Genomic DNA, 19,703 nt, shown 5'->3' with positions numbered 1-19,703 from the left:
GGGATGATGTATGCAATCGGCATGCGCTGTTGCAAAAAGGAATCACTTCTGTAAACCCACTGTTAAGGAAGCGGTTTTGCAACCGATTACACTCATTTTCCCGCAAGATTTTGGATGTCCATGACAATTTCGTCACCAGCCGGTCTCAGCGACGAGGCCATCACCCAGACCCTGATCGCTGGCGCCGACGCCGCGCGAACCTCGACTTTAGGCCGGTTCCGAACCCAACTTGCTGTGGATAACAAGTTTTCATCCGGCTTCGACCCGGTCACCGAGGCTGACCGGGAAGCCGAAACCCGCATTCGCGAAGCGATTGCCGCCCGCTTCCCCGATCACGGCATCATCGGGGAAGAATGGGACACAAAAGACACCACGACCCGGTTCAACTGGATCATCGACCCCATAGACGGCACAAGAGCCTTCATTTCCGGCGTTCCCGTCTGGGGCACGTTGATCGGGCTCACCTATCAGGGCAAGGCCATTGCCGGGCTCATGGAACAGCCCTTTACCGGCGAACGCTGGCTGGCTGTGGGCGGCAGGCTCGAACACACCCATAACGGCGCGCGCGTCCCTGCCGCCGTCAGCGCCGTGACCAGGCTGTCACAGGCCCGCACCAGCACCACCAACCCCGATATGTTCACCGGGCCCCATCTTTCCGCCTGGACCGAGCTGAACGCCCGCGCCCTGCAGGTTCGCTACGGGCTTGATTGCTACGCCTATTGCCTTTTGGCCTCCGGCCATATTGACCTCGTCGTCGAAGCGGGCCTCAAGGATGTCGACATCGCCCCCTTGATCCCCATCATCGAGGCAGCGGGGGGCATCGTCACCACCTGGGATGGCGGCCGCGCCGAAATGGGCGGCACCTGCATCGCCGCCGCAACCGAACAGCTGCACGAAGAAGCAATGCGCGTCCTGCGCGACGCCATGCTGGAGTAGGGAACAGTACACGCCCCTAGCCAAAAGGTGCCATTCAGACCGCCGAACAAAGGCCTAACCCGGCCCGGGTAGTCCGTCGAATCGTGGCGCTTGGGACAGTTGTTCGTCCCATTCCGCCGCATCGCCAACGCAAATATGACCAGTGGGCGCGATGGCGATCTCGGTATCGAGACTGCCCGCCGGCACAACCAGCAGTTGGCCGTTCATCTGGATAATGGGGACGGCAGCCCCGCAGCCGATGCAAAAACTCTTCTCATGCCGAGTGCCGGGCACACGGTAGGTGCGAACACTGTCCGCCCCGCTCACCCATTCCAGAACCGCCGTTGAGGAAAACAGGTTGGCCGCATGGGCCGAGCCCGTATCCTTGCGGCATCGGCTGCAATGGCACAAAAAGAAACTGTCGAAGGAACCGGAAACGGTAAATGTTATCGTGCCGCACTGACACGAGCCTCTCGCTCCGTTTGCACCATTCATCGCTCATCACCACTCTGTTCGGTCACAAAGGCATCGAACGCGGCAAAGACCTGCGCACGAATGGCGTCGGTCTCCATGAACAGTTCGTGCCGTGCGCCCGAAATTATCACATGATGCCCGGCCCGCAGCCGCAGCCCCAGGGATTCGGTCGCGCCGGTCTCGACAACACTGTCGAGTGCCGCCGCGCAGATGAAGACGGGGATCTTGAGCCGGGCTGGGAAATCGTCCCCATTGGCCCGGCGCATTGCGGCCAGCGAAGATCCGATCCAGCCCAGCGTGGGAAGCCCGATAGAAAGATCGGGTCGTGCCTTCAATATCTCGACGCTGCGCATATAGCGGGCCTTGTCCGAAGTCAGCGGATTGCCCTCGAACCCCGCTTCGGTCTGCGCCTTGTCCTCGCGCCGCCCCACCGGCACCGTGGATAGTCCCAAAAACCGTGCTGCATCGACCAGCCGCGACGACCATTTGAGCGAAAAGGGCAACCCCGGCAGGCTCACCATGGGTGAGGACAAAAACACCCGATCAAACATCAGCCGGTCGCGCGTTGCCGCCAGAAGCCCGACCAGTCCCCCCGTCGAATGCCCGACAAGATAATAGGGAGGCGGGCAGTCGGGCAGGACGATGCCCTTGTGAAAATCGTGAAGATCGGTCCAGTAGTCGTCGAAATTTTCCACATGCCCGTGGCGCCGATTGCCAATCAGCCGGTCCGACCCGCCCTGCCCGCGCAGATCGAATGTCGCGACGGCAAATCCGCGCTTCTGGAAATCGCCTATAGTCTCGAAATATTTCTCGATGAACTCGGTGCGCCCCTGCACCAGAACGATCGTGCCCCGCGCGCCACCACCCTGTTTTGGGAAAAGGCCGTAGCGCAGCCGAACCTTGTCGCTGGTCGAAAAAAAGCCCGACCGGGCGCCTTTGGGGATGGGATTGTTCTCAAGGTGGACAAACTCGTGTCCAGTGGGCGTCGCGTCCATATGCACCGATTGTCTGTTGGGCGTCTCAGCGACAATAGCGGGGCCGGGTAAACGAGGCACTACAAAGCGTGTCCAGAAAAAAGCCTGCCCCCGGCTTGAACGGGGGTGCTTGCCGGTTCTTCGGTTCGGACACGCGGCAATAATATGCATCGCGAAAGCGATGCGCAGACGCCGTTGCGGGGGGCGGTGAACGGCGCCTGCGCTTTGTTATGACACCGTTTCCGGCATCACATGCACCCTTCTAACCCGCCCCGCCTGACCGCTCCCTGAGTGCCCCGTTCATATTCAATTCAGCCGGGCATTTTTGCGCCTCTTGAACGGCAAATTGGCGGTTCCTATCTTTACGCTGTCCGCCGGATGACCCGGGGATGCCGCCGGAAACCGCTCGCCTCAAATGGGAGCTCCGACCCGGCAGCATAGCTAAACGTTCTTGCTACACTCAGGAGAACACTGAAAATGCAACGTCTTGATTTTTCGCCCTTTTACCGCTCCACCGTCGGGTTCGACCGCCTGTTCTCACGCCTCGACACCCTGGTCGCCGAAGACGCGAAATCCTACCCGCCCTACAATATCGAGCGCACCGGTGAGGATACCTACCGCGTGACCATCGCGGTCGCCGGTTTCTCGTCTGGCGACATTGCCATCGAGACCAAGGAAAACAACCTGCAGGTCAAGGGCTCGCGTGCCTCGGGTGCCAGTGACAAGCGCGAATTCCTCCATCGCGGCATAGCCGAGCGCGCCTTCGAATTGCGCTTCCAGCTTGCCGAGCATGTCGAGGTCTCCGGCGCTTCGCTCGAAAACGGCCTGCTGCACATCGATCTCAAGCGCGAACTGCCCGAATCCAAGCGCCCGCGCCAGATCGAGATTTCCAGCGCACCCCAGACGATCGAGGACAAGACCGTCAACTAAACGGCCTTTCCCTCAGACATCAGGGCGCGGTTCCGAAAGGGACCGCGCCTTTCTTTTGCCCACGGAACCCGACACCACTCATCGGTGTTGATTAGCCGACAGTTTTCAGCAGAAGGAATTTTCAAAAATGGCCACTCCCTCAATTTCCCTGGGCAAGGATGGCAATGCCCGCAAAGTGGTGATCGACATCCTCAACGCCCGCCTCGCCGATGCCATCGATCTGGCGTTGATCACCAAGCAGGCCCACTGGAATCTCAAGGGCCCCGATTTCATTGCAATCCATGAAATGCTCGACCCCATGCGCGCCAGCCTCGACACTCATGTCGATGTGATCGCCGAGCGCGTTGCCCAGCTCGACGGCATTGCCCTGGGCACCTCCCAGATCGTCGCCAAACAGACAACGCTTGATGCCTACCCCACCGATATCCGCAAAACCAATGACCACCTGACCGAACTGGCCAAACGCTACGCAGCGCTCGCCAATCAGGTCCGCGAGGATATCGACGCCACCGATGAAGCCGGTGACGCCGACGCCGCCGATATCCTGACCGCCTTCTCGCGCGATCTCGACAAGAACCTGTGGTTCATCAAATCCCACCTCGAATAGAGAAGGCGGGATTTTTCCATTGTGAGCGGGCGCGCCCCTGACCGGGCGCGCCCGTTTGCCATTTTAGTCTGCCCATCCTAAAATCGGCAGGCCGAACTTGCCGCCGCGCAAAAAATCTGCGAGTGTCGCGCAAATTTTAGGGCAGCATTGCTGTCCATTATTGACAAATGACAGGCAATCCTTCACACAGAGACTGTGCTAAGGAGTGTCTTGGCAGAAAATCGCAGCATCGACCGTCTCCCGGCCCGATCTGTGTCGCCGGTCAAAGCCCGCCCATCAAGAGGAGGAGCGGCCCGGTGGAACCCGATAGGGGTTCATTTGAGCGGCCATTTGGATGCAGCGCCGCTCCAGTGTAAATAAACCGGTCTGCTCACCCGAGCCGTACATTGATCCTTGTACGACCCGAACGAGCGACCTGCACGGACGGTGAATTGGCTTGCCTTCCGTTAACTTTGGCGAGGACCTGATATGGGCGAAATGGACAAGCATTTGATCGAGGCGGCTGCGGCACTTCCGGGCACCACTGCGACCAAACGCAACGCCGCCCAGGGTCTTTATGACCCGGCCAATGAGCACGATGCCTGCGGCATCGGCATGATCGCCAACATCAAGAACATCAGGAGCCACGAAGTGGTGCAGAAGGGGCTCGAAATCCTCGAGAACCTCGAACACCGCGGCGCGGTCGGCGCCGACCCGCTCATGGGCGACGGCGCGGGCATTCTCGTCCAGATTCCGCATGCCTTTTTCAACAAGGTCGCCGATTTCGACCTGCCCGATGCGGGGTTCTATGCCCCGATCATGATCTTTTATCCCAACGATACCGCCCTGCGCGACCGTTGCGCCGATCTCGTACGCAAGACGATTGCCGCAGAGGGGCTCGAAATCCTCGGCGAGCGTGTCGTTCCGTTCGACAACTCGGCACTGTCCGAAGGCGTCATCGCCACCCAGCCCATCATCGAGCAGATGTTTGTCGCCCGTCCCGAAGGGCTCGAGGACATCGACGCCTTCGAGCGCAAGCTCCTGATAACGCGCAAGGTGATCTCCAACACGCTCTATAAAGAAATCCCCGAAGTGCAGGGCGACAACGGCTTTTACATCGTCTCGATGTCGGCCCGCACCATCGTCTACAAGGGCATGTTCCTGGCCGACCAGCTCGGCAAGTTCTACCCCGACCTGCACGACACCCAGTTCGACAGCGCCATCGCGCTCGTTCACCAGCGTTTTTCGACCAACACCTTCCCGTCCTGGAAGCTGGCTCACCCCTACCGGATGACCATCCACAACGGGGAAATCAACACCATCCGCGGCAACGTCAACTGGATGGCGGCCCGTCAGGCCTCGGTGGCCTCGCCCAAGTTCGGCGACGACATCACCAAGATCTGGCCGATCTCCTATGAAGGCCAGTCCGACACCGCCTGTTTCGACAACGCGCTCGAATTCCTCGTGCGCGGCGGTTACCCGTTGCCCCATGCGGCCATGATGCTGATCCCGGAAGCCTGGGCCGGCAATTCGCTGATGGATGACGAGCGCCGCGCCTTTTACGAATACCACGCAGCTCTGATGGAGCCCTGGGACGGGCCTGCCGCCATGTCGCTTTCGGACGGCCGCTACGTCGTTGCCACCCTCGACCGCAACGGCCTGCGCCCGGCCCGCTATCTGGTGACAAAGGAAGGTCACGTCGTTCTCGCCTCGGAATCGGGCGTGCTCGATATCCCTGAAGAAGACGTCGTCGAGCGCTGGCGCCTGCAGCCGGGCCGCATGCTGTTCATTGACCTCGAAGAGGGCCGCATCGTCTCCGACGACGAGATCAAAAAGGCTCTCGCCGGCAAGAACCCTTATGCGAACTGGCTCGCCAAGACCCAGATCGTGCTCGAGGACCTGCCCGAAGCCGAACCCAAGGCACCAGCAACCACCGAGAGCCTTCTCGACCGTTTGCAGGCCTTTGGCTACAGCCAGGAAGACATCAAGGTCCTCATGGCGCCCATGGCGACCACGGGCCAGGAAGCCGTCGGCTCGATGGGCACCGATACGCCCCTCTCGGCCCTCTCGGACAAGCCCAAGCTGCTCTATACCTATTTCAAGCAGAACTTTGCGCAGGTCACCAACCCGCCCATCGACCCGATTCGCGAGGAATCGGTGATGAGCCTTGTCTCGTTCATCGGCCCGCGCCCCAATCTGTTCGATCTGGAAGGTCTTTCGACCACCAAGCGCCTCGAAGTGCGCCAGCCCATCCTGACCAACGAGGATCTTGAAAAGATCCGCGCGCTCGGCGACATGGCCGATAACCAGTTCCATACCGCAACCCTCGACATCACCTACGATGCCGCAAAGGGCACCGCCGGTATGCAGGCCGCGCTCGACGCCCTGTGCGAACGCGCCGAATCCTCGGTCCAGAACGGCTACAACATCATCATCCTGTCCGACCGTCTGGTCGCTGCAAACCGGATCGCCATCCCTGCGCTGCTGGCCACTGCTGCCGTGCACCATCACCTGATCCGCAAGGGGCTGCGCACCTCCTCGGGCCTTGTGGTCGAAACCGGCGAAGCGCGTGAAGTGCACCACTTCGCCGTCCTGGCCGGCTATGGCGCCGAAGCCATCAACCCCTATCTGGCCTTCGAGGCCCTCGCTGCGCTGCACGCCGAAGGCGAATTTCCCGCCGAAGTCGATGCCGGCGAAGTCATCTACCGCTACATCAAATCGGTGGGTAAGGGTCTGCTCAAGATCATGTCCAAGATGGGCATTTCGACCTACCAGTCATATTGCGGCGCGCAGATTTTCGACGCGGTCGGGCTCTCCTCCGAATTCGTCAAGCGCTTCTTTTTCGGCACCGCCACCACCATCGAAGGTGTGGGCCTGGCACAAGTGGCCGAGGAAACCCTGCGCCGCCACACCCTCGCCTTTTCCGACGATGCCGTGTTGCGCAAGAGCCTTGAGGTCGGCGGCGAATACGCCTATCGCATGCGTGGGGAAGCCCATGCCTGGGGCCCCAACACCATCGCCGACCTCCAGCATGCAGTGCGGCTGAAGGACGATACGCCCGAAAGCGCCCAGGAGCGCTATGACGCGTTCGCCCGCGCCGCCAACGGCGAGAACGCCGAGCATCTGACCATCCGTTCGCTGTTCGAGATCAAGCCGCTCGGCGAACCGGTCGACATCTCCGAAGTCGAGCCCGCCGAAGCCATCGTGCAGCGCTTTGCCACCGGCGCCATGAGCTTCGGGTCGATTTCGCGCGAAGCCCACACAACGCTCGCCATGGCCATGAACAAGATCGGCGGCAAGTCCAACACCGGCGAGGGCGGAGAAGACCCCAAGCGCTTCAAGCCGCTGGCTGACGGCGCCATGAACCCTGAGCGCTCGGCCATCAAGCAGATCGCCTCGGGCCGGTTTGGCGTCACCACCGAATATCTGGTCAACGCCGACATGCTCCAGATCAAGGTCGCACAGGGTGCCAAGCCCGGCGAAGGCGGACAACTCCCCGGCCACAAGGTGGACTGGGTGATCGCCAAGATTCGCCATTCGACCCCGGGCGTGGCTCTGATTTCGCCGCCACCACACCACGATATCTATTCCATCGAGGATCTGGCCCAGCTCATCTACGACCTCAAGAACGTCAACCCCGACGCCGCCATTTCGGTCAAGCTGGTCTCTGAAGTGGGCGTGGGCACGGTAGCCGCCGGCGTCGCCAAGGCGCGTGCCGACCACATCACCATTGCCGGCTATGACGGGGGCACGGGCGCATCGCCGCTGACCTCGCTCAAGCATGCCGGCAGCCCATGGGAAATCGGTCTGGCCGAAACCCATCAGACCCTGGTTATCAACCGTCTGCGTTCACGCGTGGCCCTTCAGGTCGATGGCGGCTTCCGCACCGGCCGCGATGTTCTGATCGGCGCCATGCTCGGTGCCGATGAGTACGGCTTTGCCACCGCCCCGCTGATCGCGGCTGGCTGCATCATGATGCGCAAGTGTCATCTCAACACCTGCCCGGTCGGCATCGCCACCCAGGACCCCGTGCTGCGCAAGCGCTTCAAGGGAACGCCCGAGCACGTCATCAACTATTTCTTCTTTGTCGCCGAAGAGTTGCGCAAGCTGCTCGCCAAAATGGGCGCCCGGACTCTCAATGAGGTGATCGGCCGCTCCGACCTGCTCGAGCAGACCCGGCTCGACAATCACTGGAAGGCCAAGGGGCTCGATTTCTCCAAGCTGTTTTATAAGCCCGAGCCCCTCGGCGGGGATTCGATCCATCATACCGAATTTCAGAACCATCACCTCGAGGCCGTGCTCGACCGCGAGCTGATCGCCAAGGCCCGCAACGCCATCGACACCAAAGAGCCGATCCAGTTCGAAAGCCCAATCCGCTCGCTCAACCGCTCGACCGGCGCCATGCTGTCGGGCGAAGTCGCCAAGGCCCATGGGCACAAAGGACTGGCCGAAGACACCATTTCGGTCACCCTGCGCGGCACAGCGGGCCAGAGCTTTGGCGCGTTCCTTGCCAAAGGCATCAGCTTCGATCTGATCGGGGACGCCAACGACTATGTCGGCAAGGGACTTTCGGGTGGCCGCATCGTCATTCGTCCCTCCGAAAAGTCCCGGATCGTGCCCGAGGAATCGATGATCGTGGGCAACACCGTGCTTTACGGCGCCATCGAGGGCGAATGCTATTTCCGCGGCGTGGCCGGCGAGCGTTTCGCCGTGCGCAACTCGGGCGCCATCGCCGTTGTCGAAGGCACTGGCGATCACGGCTGTGAATACATGACCGGCGGTGTCGTCGTGGTCATCGGCAAGACCGGCCGCAACTTCGCCGCCGGGATGTCCGGTGGTGTCGCTTACGTGCTCGACGAGGAGGAAACCTTCCGCTCGCGCTGCAACCTCGCCATGGTCGATCTCGAACCCGTCACCGAGGAAGAAGAGCTGATGCGCAAGATCCACCACCACGGTGGCGATCTCGAATGGCACGGCCGGGTCGACGTTTCCGGCGACATGACCAAGCATGACGACGAGCGTCTGTTCCAGCTCATTTCCAACCATCTGCACTATACCGGCTCATCACGCGCCAAGCTGATCCTGGACAATTGGGAGCAATACCGTCCCAAATTCGTCAAGGTCATGCCTGTCGAATACCGCCGGGCGATGCAGGAAATGGAAGATTTGCGCACGGGCCGCTCGCGCCCAACCGCAGCAGAGTAAAGGAGAAAGCCAATGGGTAAGGTAACAGGCTTTCTTGAAATAGATCGCCAGGAACAGCGCTACGAGCCTGCCTCGGATCGCGTTCGGCACCATCGCGAGTTCACGATTCCGCTCACCGAGCCGGAAGTGAAGAACCAGGCCGCCCGCTGCATGGATTGCGGCATCCCCTATTGCCATGGCGATACGGGCTGCCCCGTGCACAACCAGATTCCGGACTGGAACGATCTCGTTTATCAGGACGATTGGGAGGAGGCCTCGCGCAACCTTCATTCGACCAACAACTTCCCCGAGTTCACCGGCCGCATCTGCCCCGCACCCTGCGAGGAAGCGTGCACGCTCAACCTTGAGGACGTGCCGGTCGCCATCAAGACCGTGGAACAGGCCATTGCCGACAAGGCCATCAAGGGCGGCTGGGTCCGCCCCCAGATTGCCGACAAAAAGACCGGCAAGAAGATCGCCATCGTCGGCGCCGGCCCGGCCGGTCTCGCCGCCGCGCAACAGCTTGCCCGCGTCGGCCACGAGGTTCACCTCTTCGAGCGTGAGCCCAAGCCGGGCGGATTGATGCGGTATGGCATTCCCGACTTCAAGATGGAAAAGGGCCATATCGATTTCCGTCAGGCCCAGATGGAAGCCGAAGGCGTGATCTTTCATTTCGGTGAAAACATCGGCGTCACCCGCCCCTTCTCGGATCTTAAGGAAAACCACGACGCGGTGCTGCTCTGCGGCGGCTCGGAATTCCCGCGCCATCCGGGCTGTGAGGGCACCGACTTTGCCGGCGTCCACTACGCCATGCCCTATCTCGTCCAGCAGAACCGCCGCAATGGCGGAGAACTGGTCACCGACGAACCCATCCTTGCCGCCGGCAAGAATGTGGTAGTGATTGGCGGCGGCGATACGGCATCCGATTGCGTGGGCACCGCGTTCCGTCAGGGCGCCGTCTCGGTGACCCAGCTCGATATCCGCCCGCGTCCGCCCGAAAAGGAAGACAAGCTCACTTCATGGCCAAACTGGGCCGTCAAGATGCGCACCTCATCTTCGCAGGCCGAAGGCGCCAATCGTGAGTTCCAGGCCGGAACCGTCGAGATCGTGTCGGACGAGCGCGGCCACGTCTCGGGCGTCAAATGCGCCCGCGTCGGCAATGACCGCCAGCCCATCGAGGGCAGCGATTTCATCCTGCCCGCCGAACTGGTGCTGATGGCCATCGGCTTTGCCCATCCGATCCACGACGGCATGCTCGAACAGCTCGGCGCCAGGCTCGACAAGCGCGGCAATCTGTTCGCCGATACCTTCAGCTACAAGACCAGCGTGGATGGTGTCTATGCCGCCGGCGACATGCGCCGCGGCCAGTCGCTGGTCGTCTGGGCCATTCGCGAGGGCCGTCAGGCGGCCCGCGCCATCGATCTCGACCTCATGGGCGAGACCGCTCTGCCGCGCTGATCTGTTCGATCTGAATCAGAAAAAAGCCCCGGACAAACTCCGGGGCTTTTTTCTCAACGCCCACCGGGGTTTTCGATAATTGTTTCGGCCCGACCCAAGCCGAACGCATCCACCCGTCCCACCGGCGCATCGAGCATGTCCTCGAGCGCAAAACCGCGCGTTCCCGCCGTGGCCTGCCCCGCCACGATAAGATCGTTCGCCCTCTGCGCCGCACCGCCAAGGTCCTGCACGAAACTGGCCATCTCGACCAGCCGCATCTGGTCGAGCCCTTGATAGGGCGGCCGGACCATCCCGGCGGCATCTGTCCCCGCCAGCAGGTCGGCGACCTCCGAGGTGCTGCCCGACAGGCTGACCCGGCCACCGCCGCCCGAACCCATCGCCCTGTCGATATAAAAGGCCAGCTTGTCAGCGCCGGCCGCAGAAAAATGGATGCCGTCGCCCTTGCGCATATCCACGATATTGCCGTTCAGATCCGGTCCATCGGCGCTGTAGCCGCCATCTTCGCCCAGATAGCGGTCATAGGTCTCCACCCACGCCCCGCCAGCCGCATTGACCGCCGCCTTGTGGATGGAGGAAATCTGCGCCATGGCAGCCCCATAGCTGGGCTGTTGCATCGGCGGCAATTCGAGCCAGACGACTTCCTTCCCGGCCGCGTTGATGTCGGCCAGAAACGCATCGATCCGGTCCCGATAAGCACTGCGCCACGGGTCCGACAGCGCCTCGGCCCCGTCGAGTGCCTGCCGGTCATTGATCCCGATGGCCACCACCGCGACATCGAAGCTGTCGGCGATCACCTCGTCCTCGATCGCCGCGTTCCAGTCGAAAAAATCGTTGCGTACAAAGCCCGACGATCCGACCGCCTGCTCGCGGACCGATATTTCGGGATTGTCCGCATAGAGCCGCTCCAGCGCTCGCGCCAGATCGACGGCCAGCGAATCCCCGAACACGGCTACCCGACGTGCATTGTCCGATTTTTCCACTTCGCTGGTTTCAGGCGGCTCGGCCTGCCGGGGTTGGGGCGCAGGCTGGGCCTGGGGCCGGGGCTGCGACGTGACCGGCTCTTGCGGCTGGCTCTGCTGCTCTTCATTCCCCGAACCGAACAGCACCTCGAACAGCGTGCGCGTGCTGCGCTCCTGCGCCAAAACGCCGGACGCCGAAAGCGCGAGCACCAGAAAAACAACTATGGAACGCCACATGACCATCAGCGGTTTCTAGTCCAATTCACAGCACCCTCAAAGCGCCACCACTTAATTATTGAACGGCACTGGCCAGCAATCGATGCGCCTCGCGGGTCACGAACCCGTCAGCGACCAACCCCGCGTCCGCCTGAAACCGCGCATAGGCCGCCTGCGTCACCGGCCCGATGTTGCCGTCAACCACGCCCCCGTAATACCCCAGCCGCGCCAGCATCGTCTGGATATCGATCCGCTGCTGGCGATCGGGAAATTGCGCGCCGCGTGGCCATGAAGCAACGAACGGCCCGGCGCCCTTGAGCCTGTCGGTCAGATGGGCAACCGCCATCGCGTAAGAATCGGAGAAATTGTATCCCTTGAACACCAGATAATTGCGCGTCATCAAAAATTTCGGCCCTGCCGCCCCCGCCGGAACATAAAGGAAGACCTCGATGTCCAGGTCGGTGAACTCTCGCCCCGCCACCCGTGCGACGCCCCGCTCGGCGAAAAAGCCTATGGTCCGAAAAGCCTCGCGATCGGCCAGCAGGTAGTCGAACCCTTCGGGCACTTCGACCTCGAACCCCCAATCGAGACCGGGCCGATAACCCAGCCCGCGCAGATAATTGGCCGATGACGCCAGCGCATCGGCAAGCGAAGTGTGCGGATCGGCAACGCCGTCCCCATCGCCATCCTGCCCATATTGCAGATAGGCGGTGGGAATGAGTTGCAGATGCCCCAGCGCCCCGGCCCAGGAGCCCACAAGTCCTTCCGCCGATCCCCGCGCCTGCGCGATCGCCAGAGCAGCGATCAGTTCGGCCTCATCCTCTGCCACCCGCCCACGCCGCTGATGGGCAAGCGTTGCAAGAGACGGGATGATCGGCTTGATGAGCGAGCGGTTGGACAGCACCGCGCCATAATCGGATTCCATCCCCCAGATCGCCGCCAGAACGTAAGGATCGACCCCATAGCGCTGCCCTACGGCATTCAGCAATCCGCCATTGGCCGCGACCGCCGCCCGCCCGCGCGCAATCCGTCCCGATCCGATCCGGGCATCGAGATACGCCCAGATCGGCGTCACGAATTCGGGTTGCCCGGAAATCAGAGACGGGATCGAAGGGTCGGGCGTGACCGGCCCCATGACCGCGCGATAGAAATCGCGGTCTATGCCATTGGCTACGGCAACCGCTTCCATCCGGTCCTTGAACGCCCCGAAGCTCTCGACCGGCTGCGCCAGACCCGCTCCGGCCAGCCCCAACCAGACGAAAATCGCTCCGATCAGAGAATGGAGGGCCGGTCGTTGCGCGTATCGAGATATTTTTCCCATTTATAGGCCATCTCCACGATTCCGGCGAGGTCGTCATGCTTGGGCACCCAGCCCAGCGCCTTGATCCGGTCGGCCCCTGCCACGATCGAGGCCGGATCGCCCGGCCGGCGCGGCCCGTGTTCGACGGGAAAATCGATCCCCGTCACCGATTTGACGGTCGAAATCACCTCATCGACCGAAAACCCGCGCCCATAACCGCAATTGACGGTGGTGCTTTCCCCGCCATCGCGCAAATGCCCGAGCAGCAATCCATGCGCCGCAACAAGGTCGGCCACATGGATATAGTCGCGCACGCAGGTGCCATCGGGCGTCGGATAGTCATCGCCGAATACGCTCATCGTCTCGCGATGCCCCAGCGCGGTCTGCACTGCCACCTTGATCAGGTGCGTAGCGCCCGCCGTCGATTGTCCCGAGCGCATTTGGGGGTCCGCGCCCGCCACGTTGAAATAGCGCAAGACCCCATAGGTGATCGGATGGGCCGCAGCCACATCGGCCAGCATCCATTCGCTCATCAGTTTCGAGCGCCCATAGGGCGAGACCGGCGAAAGGATTGCGTCCTCGGCCACCGGCTCGAGCCCCACCATGCCATAGACTGCCGCGGTCGATGAAAAGATGAAATGCTTGACCCCGCCCGCCACCGCGGCGGCAATCAGATCGCGCGTATTGGCCGTATTGTTCTTGTAATATTTGAGCGGGTTTTCCACCGATTCCGGCACGATGATCGAACCGGCAAAATGAATGATCGAATCAATTTCGTTTTCGGCAATGATTTTCGACACCAGCTCGGCATCGGCCACATTGCCTTCAACGAGCTTGACCCGATGATCGACCAGCCAGGAAAAACCGGTGGTCAGATTGTCGAGTACCACGACGTTCTCGCCCGCATCCGCCAGATGCAGCACCATATGCGAGCCGATATATCCCGCGCCGCCCGTGACCAGTATAGCCATGATTGTCCTTAAATCCGCTTATGCCCTCGCATGCATTGCTGGCATGCAACTGTCACCACAATCTTGCATTAAGACATTGAAACTGTCTTAGTTTATGTCAAAGCAATCGCAAGGGAGTATGAAGTGGTCCAGAGAGTCCGTACAGCCGTCTTTCCTGTCGCCGGCCTTGGAACAAGGTTTCTTCCCGCCACCAAAGCCATGCCCAAGGAGATGCTGACGGTCGTCGACAAGCCGGTCATCCAGTATGCCGTCGATGAGGCCCGCGAGGCGGGCATCGAGCATTTCGTTTTCGTCACCGGCCGCAACAAGGGTGTCATCGAGGACCATTTCGACCGTCAGTTCGAGCTCGAGGCAACGCTCGAGGCGCGCGGCAAGACCGAAGCCCTCGAACAGCTCCGCCGCGACCTGCCCAAGGCGGGCCAGTCGAGCTTCACCCGCCAGCAGGAACCGCTCGGCCTCGGCCATGCCGTATGGTGCGCCCGCGACATCGTCGGGCGCGAACCCTTCGCGCTCTTGTTGCCCGACATGATCTTCAAATCCTCTCCCGGCGTGCTCAAGCAGATGATGGACGCTTATGAAGAAACGGGCGGCAACATTATCGCGGTCGAGGAGTGTGCGCCCGAAGACGTCTCTTCCTATGGCGTCGTCGCCCGTGGCGAAGGCCCCGACAGCGGGTTCGCCATCACCGGCATGGTCGAAAAGCCCAAGCCCGAGGATGCGCCCTCAAACCTCATCATTTCGGGCCGCTACATCCTTCAGCCGGAAATCTTTTCCCTTCTGGGCGAGCAGACCGTGGGCACGGGCGGTGAAATCCAGATCACCGACGCCATGCACTACCTCATGGACCGCCAGCCCTTCATCGGCGTCAAATACGATGGACAGGTTTTCGATTGCGGCTCCAAGATCGGGTTCCTGACCGCCAATGTCGCCTTCGCGCTCGACCGGCCCGATATTGCCGATGCGTTCTTGAGCGAACTCAAGACCCTGACCGGCGACACCCCAATCAGTATTGAAGACTGACGCCGCCGCTGATCCGGTGCTCGTCGCGGCTGGCAATCGCCGCGGCGGGGTCCTCGCGCAATCCATAATCATAGTCGAGCGTTGCAGTGGTGTGCTGGCTGACCGTGAAATCGGCGCCAAGCCCCGCCGAATAGCTCCGGCTGGTCGCCGAGCCGTCCTCGGGCACTGCCCATTGCGTACCCGCCGAGGCCCGCAGGGCGAGCCATGAATTGGCCCTGTGCCGGGCTTCAACGTCCACACCATAGGTTGCGCTGGCGCCCGAGCCACCCTGCCCCGGCGTTAGTTCGGTATCGAAGCTCGCCGTGAACTCGGTGGTCGTCGTCGGACGATAGGCAGCCGAAACGCCATAGAGCCATGTCTGCGCTTCGGGGATGGCATCGGCGTCAAACATCCGCCAGCCCGAGCCAATGGACGCCTCCAGCGTCACGACGTCGGACCAGTTTGTCGTGATGCCGCCACGCAGCTCGAAATCGTCGCCTGAGCGGCTGGCGCCCAGATCGGGATCGACCCCATCGAACTCGGTCCGTCCCACAGCCCCCTGGCCGAACACCCCGACTATCGGGGTCAATTCATACGCCACCCTGAGCTCGCCGCCATAGCGGGTTGCGCCTTCATGGCTGTTGTCGATCACCGTGCCATCGGCCTGAACGGCCTCGCCAACCCAGTCGCGCGCGATGTCACCGGCCCCGCTGACGGTAAAATTGCCGAACCGATGCGTGTAGCCGAGCCCGGCAGTACCCAAGACCGAAACCGGCGCGCTGGCCAGATCCGCCTCATCGGCACTTAAGCCGTCCGGCGCATCCTGGGACAGCGCAAGGTCGGCATTGAATGCCAGCCCCGCCGACGGCGAAAGCCTATGGACGACATCGGCCGACACATTGGCCGCGCCGACGCGCGCATCATCCGATTGCGGCGCAACCAGCGTCGCCGACGCGTTCAGCGCCAGATCGGTCGTCCCGCCGGAACGGGAATAGGAAACCGAGGGGATCGTCAGCATTTCAAACCGCTCGGTCGCCCCGCTGCGCACATAGGCGCCCCGCAGGGCAATTCCGTATCCCAGTTCGCCCCAATCGGCCGTATCGACCGGAGCCGCCACGGCAGGTTGCACCGGTTCCGAAGCGGGCGCCGCCTCTGGTGGCGCCGCGACAGCCGCACTGGTGGCAGGCTCGGGAGTTGAAAGCGGCAAGGGCGCGGCGGGCAAGGTGAAAGGCACGGCCAGATCGGGGGCGGGAAACTGACACAACGTCCCCGGCCGGCACCCCACGCCCAGCGACCCGCGCAACAGATCGGGATTGTCGGTCCCCGACCCGTCCCCTTGGGCAAGCGTCATTGAGGCACCAGCCAAAGCACCGGCACCCGCAAGGGTCAGGACGAGAATTGTTCGGGCACCAAAGGTCAATTTCACGGTTCCGGAAATTATGACCGGAGGCTTTCAACTTATGGTTAAGAAAGCTTTACCGGTGCTCACATTTCCTCGCATCCAAGGTCATCAAATTTGAAGCGGTTAAGGCCTTGGTATGACCTGCTTCCTATAGTGTCCCCATATTTGGACCTCGCGACCTGGCCCATCTTGGGCCATGGAGTTTTTGGCATGGATCTCGCCACGATTTTGGGCATCATCGCTGGTGCCGCCGTTATTGCTTTTGCCATTTTCATGGGCGGATCGTTTTCCGCGTTTGTCGATATCCCCTCGATTTTCATCGTCATCGGTGGCGGATTCGCCGCCACGCTGATCCGCTTTCCCCTGGCCGGAGTGGGCCAGGCCCTGGTCACCGGCGGGCGCGTCGCCTTCACCCACAAGAAGGTCGAACCGCGCGAGTTGATCGAAAAGATTGCCCGGATGGGCGACATCGCGCGCCGCCAGGGCCCGCTCGGCCTCGAAGGCATGGACTTCGACGAGCCCAATCTGCGCAAAGGCGCGCAATACATTGCCGACGCCTACGATCCCGAATTCATCCGCGAATCCATGGAGCTCGAGCGCGACCAGTATCTCTCCCGGCTGAGCGAAGGCCAGCGCGTCTTCAAATCGCTCGGCGATGCCGCGCCGGCCTTCGGGATGATCGGCACGCTTGTTGGGCTCGTCCAGATGCTCGGGAGCATGGACGATCCCTCTGCGATCGGGCCGGCCATGGCGGTCGCGCTGCTGACCACGCTCTACGGCGCGATCATCGCCAATCTGGTGTGCCTGCCGATATCCGACAAACTGCTCGCCAAATTCAGCGTCGAGGAGATCAACCAGACACTCATCATCGATGGCATCATGTCCATCCGCGATGGCAAGAGCCCCAACCTGATTCGTGAAATGCTGGTTGCCTACCTGCCCGAACAGCAGCGCGAAGCCGACGAATCCCAGCTCAGGGCAGCCGCCTGACCATGGCACGCGCGAGCGCCGCAGCGCGCAAGAAGGACAACAAGTCCGAGGTCCCCGAATGGCTGGTGACTTTTGCCGATTTGATGTCGATCCTTGTCTGCTTTTTCGTGCTCATCATTTCGTTCTCCATCCAGGACGAGCGAAAGCTCCAGATCGTCGCCGGCTCGATGCGCGATGCGTTCGGGTTTTCCCAAACCATTGCCCGCGCCGGTGTGATCGAGCGCGAAGGCACGCCCCAGCGCGACTTTCTCAAGCTCGTGACCCAGGAACCCGACCAGAGCGACAGCCAGTTCGAAACCCAGGACCACGACGAAGCCGCCCAGCAGGGCCCCGAAGCGCAGACTTTCGAGCTTGAGCGCGCCGAACTCGAAACCCCAAGGCGCTTTTCGCTCGCCGCCGCCAGCATCGAGCAGGCCTGGCGCGAGAACCCGGTCATTACCGACATCACAGACAATCTCATTCTCGAGGAAACCGAGGAAGGGCTCAACATCCTGATCGCCGATCAGGAGGGGCGGCCCATGTTCGCCGAGGGGTCGCGATATCCCTTCGAGCACACGCGCCAGGCATTGGCCACCATTGCCCCGGCCCTCCAGCGCCTGCCCAACCAGATCCGGATTTCCGGCCACACCGCCGCCGGGATTTCCTATGTCGATCCCGAATATGGGGCTTGGGAGCTCTCGTTTGACCGCGCCAACGTGTCCCGGCAGATCCTCGAGGAATTCGGCCTGTCGGCGTCGCGGATCAAGGCGGTGGTGGGCCGGGCCGAAACCGATCCCTATTTCGCCAACGATCCCTATCTGGCTGCCAATCAGCGCATCAAGATCACAGTGCTCAACGAGGAACCGCCCGTTCCTGCCCAATGGGCGCCCTGAACCAGGGTCAGCCCACGGCTTCGACCTCGAGCAATCCGCCCCGCGCGCCTGTAATGCGCACATGCGATCCCGCCGGAAGCTCGGGACCTGACACCCGCCACAGCGTATCGTCGATCCGCACGCGCCCCACCCCGTCACTGATCGCTTCGACAAGCGCGGTTTCACGCCCCAGCAGCCGGGCGGTCCGCGCATTGATCAGCGGATCTTCGCTCGGCGGCGTATCGCCGTGACGACGGCGCGAATAGGCCAGCCAGCTTGCGACCAGCACCACCGAGAGAACGCCGAACAGCCCCCATTGGATCGGCCAGCCAATCCCGATCTGGAACACGGTCAAACCGGTCAGAAGCGCCGCCCCGCCCAGCCACACCATGAAAACGCCGGGAACGAGAAGTTCGACCCCGAGCAGCACGAGCCCGAAGACCAGCCACGCCCAGCCCGCATTGTCTCCAATCAGCGAGATAAGGTCCATGGCCTTAGCTTTCGCCCCGCGTGGCGGGTGGGCGCCCCGGTGCGTTGCGCCGTGGCGCTTCGCCCCCGAATGCCTCGCGGGCGATCTCGGCAACACCACCCAGCGCGCCGATGACATTGGCGGCTTCCAGCGGCAGCATCAGAACCTTCTGGTTGGGCGCCGAGGCAATTTTTTCGAGCGCCTTGACGTAGTTGTTGGCGACAAAATAATTGATGGCCTGCACATCGCCCTTGGCAATCGCTTCGGAAACCATCTCGGTCGCCTTGGCCTCGGCCTCAGCCGACCGCTCGCGCGCCTCGGCATCGCGAAACGCGGCTTCGCGCCGGCCTTCAGCTTCGAGCACCTGGGCCTGCTTTTCACCCTCGGCCTTGAGAATTTGCGCCTGGCGCTGCCCTTCGGCCTCGAGAATCACGGCGCGCCGGTCGCGCTCCGCCTTCATCTGACGGCCCATGGCATCGACAAGATCGCGCGGCGGCTCGATGTCCTTGATCTCGATGCGCGTGATCTTGACGCCCCAGGGCGCCACCGCCGCATCGACCACCCGGAGCACGCGCGAATTGATCTCGTCGCGGTTTGACAGCAATTCGTCCAGATCGAGCGAGCCCATCACCGAGCGGATGTTGGTCATGGTCAGATTGAGCACGCCCTGTTCGAGATTGGAAATCTCATAGGCCGCCTGCGCCGCATCCAGGACCTGGTAGAACGTCACCCCGTCCGCCGTTATCGAGGCGTTGTCGCGGGTGATGACTTCCTGGTGCGGCACATCGAGCACCTGCTCCATCATGTTGAGCTTGCGCCCGATGCCGTCGATGAACGGAATGATGATGTTGAGCCCCGGCTTGAGCGTCCGCGTATAACGCCCGAACCGCTCGACCGTGTAATTGTGCCCCTGCGGCACGGTCTTGACCCCGGCCAGCAAAACCATCACGGCCAGAATGCCGATGACGATAAGAACTATCGAAAACCCGTCCATAATTCAGCCTTCCCACTTGCCCGACTCGAAA

Annotated in this window: 16 protein-coding genes; 8 read left to right on the top strand and 8 right to left on the bottom strand. The window is 62.0% G+C overall.

Annotation, left to right across the window (positions count from 1 at the left end; all coding sequences use genetic code 11):
* The first annotated feature begins 114 nt into the window (after window positions 1-114).
* On the top strand, window positions 115-936 hold the full coding sequence (gene hisN, locus V6617_RS03995) for a histidinol-phosphatase (protein WP_338609270.1): 822 nt from the start codon (window positions 115-117) through the stop codon (window positions 934-936).
* A gap of 54 nt (window positions 937-990) precedes the next feature.
* Here the strand turns inward: hisN and V6617_RS03990 are convergent, their stop codons facing one another.
* Together V6617_RS03990 and V6617_RS03985 are read right to left on the bottom strand one after the other, a co-directional pair.
* On the bottom strand, window positions 991-1,410 hold the full coding sequence (locus V6617_RS03990; RefSeq protein ID WP_338609268.1) for a GFA family protein: 420 nt from the start codon (window positions 1,408-1,410) through the stop codon (window positions 991-993).
* Complete coding sequence (locus V6617_RS03985; protein WP_338609266.1) at window positions 1,407-2,384, bottom strand: alpha/beta hydrolase; 978 nt, start codon at window positions 2,382-2,384, stop codon at window positions 1,407-1,409. Before V6617_RS03985 ends, V6617_RS03990 begins: the two co-directional genes overlap by 4 nt.
* 456 nt (window positions 2,385-2,840) lie before the next feature.
* Between V6617_RS03985 and V6617_RS03980 the strand changes: the two genes are divergently transcribed.
* The 4 genes from V6617_RS03980 to V6617_RS03965 all read left to right on the top strand — a co-directional run bounded on the left by V6617_RS03980 (window position 2,841) and on the right by V6617_RS03965 (window position 10,521).
* Window positions 2,841-3,293 (top strand): Hsp20 family protein, encoded by a 453-nt coding sequence (locus V6617_RS03980; protein WP_338609264.1) that lies wholly within the window; start codon window positions 2,841-2,843, stop codon window positions 3,291-3,293.
* Window positions 3,294-3,420: 127 nt separating this feature from the next.
* On the top strand, window positions 3,421-3,900 hold the full coding sequence (gene dps / locus V6617_RS03975; protein ID WP_338609262.1) for a DNA starvation/stationary phase protection protein Dps: 480 nt from the start codon (window positions 3,421-3,423) through the stop codon (window positions 3,898-3,900).
* Between the two features lie 468 nt (window positions 3,901-4,368).
* Window positions 4,369-9,084 (top strand): glutamate synthase large subunit, encoded by a 4,716-nt coding sequence (gene gltB, locus V6617_RS03970; RefSeq protein ID WP_422394798.1) that lies wholly within the window; start codon window positions 4,369-4,371, stop codon window positions 9,082-9,084.
* Window positions 9,085-9,096: 12 nt separating this feature from the next.
* A complete protein-coding gene (locus V6617_RS03965) occupies window positions 9,097-10,521 on the top strand; it encodes a glutamate synthase subunit beta (protein WP_338609258.1) in 1,425 nt (474 codons plus the stop codon).
* A gap of 53 nt (window positions 10,522-10,574) precedes the next feature.
* Here V6617_RS03965 and V6617_RS03960 read toward each other — a convergent pair whose 3' ends face one another.
* From V6617_RS03960 to galE, 3 genes are read right to left on the bottom strand one after another with little or no spacing between them, the layout of a single operon-like run.
* Window positions 10,575-11,723, bottom strand: coding sequence for a DUF459 domain-containing protein (locus V6617_RS03960; RefSeq protein ID WP_338609256.1), 1,149 nt, complete (start codon window positions 11,721-11,723; stop codon window positions 10,575-10,577).
* 49 nt (window positions 11,724-11,772) lie between these two features.
* A complete protein-coding gene (locus tag V6617_RS03955; RefSeq protein ID WP_338609254.1) occupies window positions 11,773-13,017 on the bottom strand; it encodes a lytic murein transglycosylase in 1,245 nt (414 codons plus the stop codon).
* Entirely contained in the window at window positions 12,969-13,967 is a 999-nt protein-coding gene (gene galE, locus V6617_RS03950) for a UDP-glucose 4-epimerase GalE (protein ID WP_338609252.1), read from the bottom strand. Before galE ends, V6617_RS03955 begins: the two co-directional genes overlap by 49 nt.
* Window positions 13,968-14,090: 123 nt before the next feature.
* Between galE and galU the strand changes: the two genes are divergently transcribed.
* On the top strand, window positions 14,091-14,987 hold the full coding sequence (galU, locus tag V6617_RS03945) for a UTP--glucose-1-phosphate uridylyltransferase GalU (protein WP_338609250.1): 897 nt from the start codon (window positions 14,091-14,093) through the stop codon (window positions 14,985-14,987).
* Here galU and V6617_RS03940 read toward each other — a convergent pair.
* Window positions 14,971-16,317: an outer membrane beta-barrel protein gene (locus V6617_RS03940; RefSeq protein ID WP_338609248.1), complete on the bottom strand. Its 1,347-nt coding sequence runs from the start codon at window positions 16,315-16,317 to the stop codon at window positions 14,971-14,973. The genes galU and V6617_RS03940 overlap by 17 nt on opposite strands.
* Window positions 16,318-16,578: 261 nt before the next feature.
* Here V6617_RS03940 and V6617_RS03935 point away from each other — a divergent pair, with 261 nt between their 5' ends.
* Together V6617_RS03935 and V6617_RS03930 are read left to right on the top strand one after the other, a co-directional pair.
* Window positions 16,579-17,358, top strand: coding sequence for a motility protein A (locus tag V6617_RS03935; RefSeq protein WP_338609247.1), 780 nt, complete (start codon window positions 16,579-16,581; stop codon window positions 17,356-17,358).
* Window positions 17,359-17,360: 2 nt separating this feature from the next.
* Window positions 17,361-18,230 carry a flagellar motor protein MotB gene (locus V6617_RS03930; protein ID WP_338609245.1) on the top strand — a complete coding sequence of 290 codons (870 nt, stop codon included), beginning with the start codon at window positions 17,361-17,363 and terminating at the stop codon, window positions 18,228-18,230.
* A 7-nt stretch (window positions 18,231-18,237) separates the two neighbouring features.
* Here V6617_RS03930 and V6617_RS03925 read toward each other — a convergent pair whose 3' ends face one another.
* A complete protein-coding gene (locus V6617_RS03925; RefSeq protein ID WP_338609243.1) occupies window positions 18,238-18,699 on the bottom strand; it encodes an NfeD family protein in 462 nt (153 codons plus the stop codon).
* A gap of 4 nt (window positions 18,700-18,703) precedes the next feature.
* Window positions 18,704-19,672, bottom strand: a complete 969-nt coding sequence (locus V6617_RS03920; protein WP_338609241.1) for an SPFH domain-containing protein — start codon at window positions 19,670-19,672, stop codon at window positions 18,704-18,706.
* Between the last annotated feature and the right edge of the window lie 31 nt (window positions 19,673-19,703).

The sequence above is a fragment of the Pelagibacterium nitratireducens genome (assembly GCF_037044555.1).
GTDB lineage: Bacteria > Pseudomonadota > Alphaproteobacteria > Rhizobiales > Devosiaceae > Pelagibacterium > Pelagibacterium nitratireducens.
Note: the sequence above shows the minus strand (reverse complement) of the source record. Positions and strands in the feature narration are given on the sequence as shown.

Bases quoted from the DNA above. Each gene is read 5' to 3' on its own strand.
- hisN (WP_338609270.1), top strand. From the start codon at position 115: ATGTCCATGACAATTTCGTCACCAGCCGGTCTCAGCGACGAGGCCATC.
- V6617_RS03990 (WP_338609268.1), bottom strand. From the start codon at position 1,410: ATGAATGGTGCAAACGGAGCGAGAGGCTCGTGTCAGTGCGGCACGATA.
- V6617_RS03985 (WP_338609266.1), bottom strand. From the start codon at position 2,384: ATGGACGCGACGCCCACTGGACACGAGTTTGTCCACCTTGAGAACAAT.
- V6617_RS03980 (WP_338609264.1), top strand. From the start codon at position 2,841: ATGCAACGTCTTGATTTTTCGCCCTTTTACCGCTCCACCGTCGGGTTC.
- dps (WP_338609262.1), top strand. From the start codon at position 3,421: ATGGCCACTCCCTCAATTTCCCTGGGCAAGGATGGCAATGCCCGCAAA.
- gltB (WP_422394798.1), top strand. From the start codon at position 4,369: ATGGGCGAAATGGACAAGCATTTGATCGAGGCGGCTGCGGCACTTCCG.
- V6617_RS03965 (WP_338609258.1), top strand. From the start codon at position 9,097: ATGGGTAAGGTAACAGGCTTTCTTGAAATAGATCGCCAGGAACAGCGC.
- V6617_RS03960 (WP_338609256.1), bottom strand. From the start codon at position 11,723: ATGGTCATGTGGCGTTCCATAGTTGTTTTTCTGGTGCTCGCGCTTTCG.
- V6617_RS03955 (WP_338609254.1), bottom strand. From the start codon at position 13,017: ATGGGAAAAATATCTCGATACGCGCAACGACCGGCCCTCCATTCTCTG.
- galE (WP_338609252.1), bottom strand. From the start codon at position 13,967: ATGGCTATACTGGTCACGGGCGGCGCGGGATATATCGGCTCGCATATG.
- V6617_RS03940 (WP_338609248.1), bottom strand. From the start codon at position 16,317: ATGACGCTTGCCCAAGGGGACGGGTCGGGGACCGACAATCCCGATCTG.
- V6617_RS03935 (WP_338609247.1), top strand. From the start codon at position 16,579: ATGGATCTCGCCACGATTTTGGGCATCATCGCTGGTGCCGCCGTTATT.
- V6617_RS03930 (WP_338609245.1), top strand. From the start codon at position 17,361: ATGGCACGCGCGAGCGCCGCAGCGCGCAAGAAGGACAACAAGTCCGAG.
- V6617_RS03925 (WP_338609243.1), bottom strand. From the start codon at position 18,699: ATGGACCTTATCTCGCTGATTGGAGACAATGCGGGCTGGGCGTGGCTG.
- V6617_RS03920 (WP_338609241.1), bottom strand. From the start codon at position 19,672: ATGGACGGGTTTTCGATAGTTCTTATCGTCATCGGCATTCTGGCCGTG.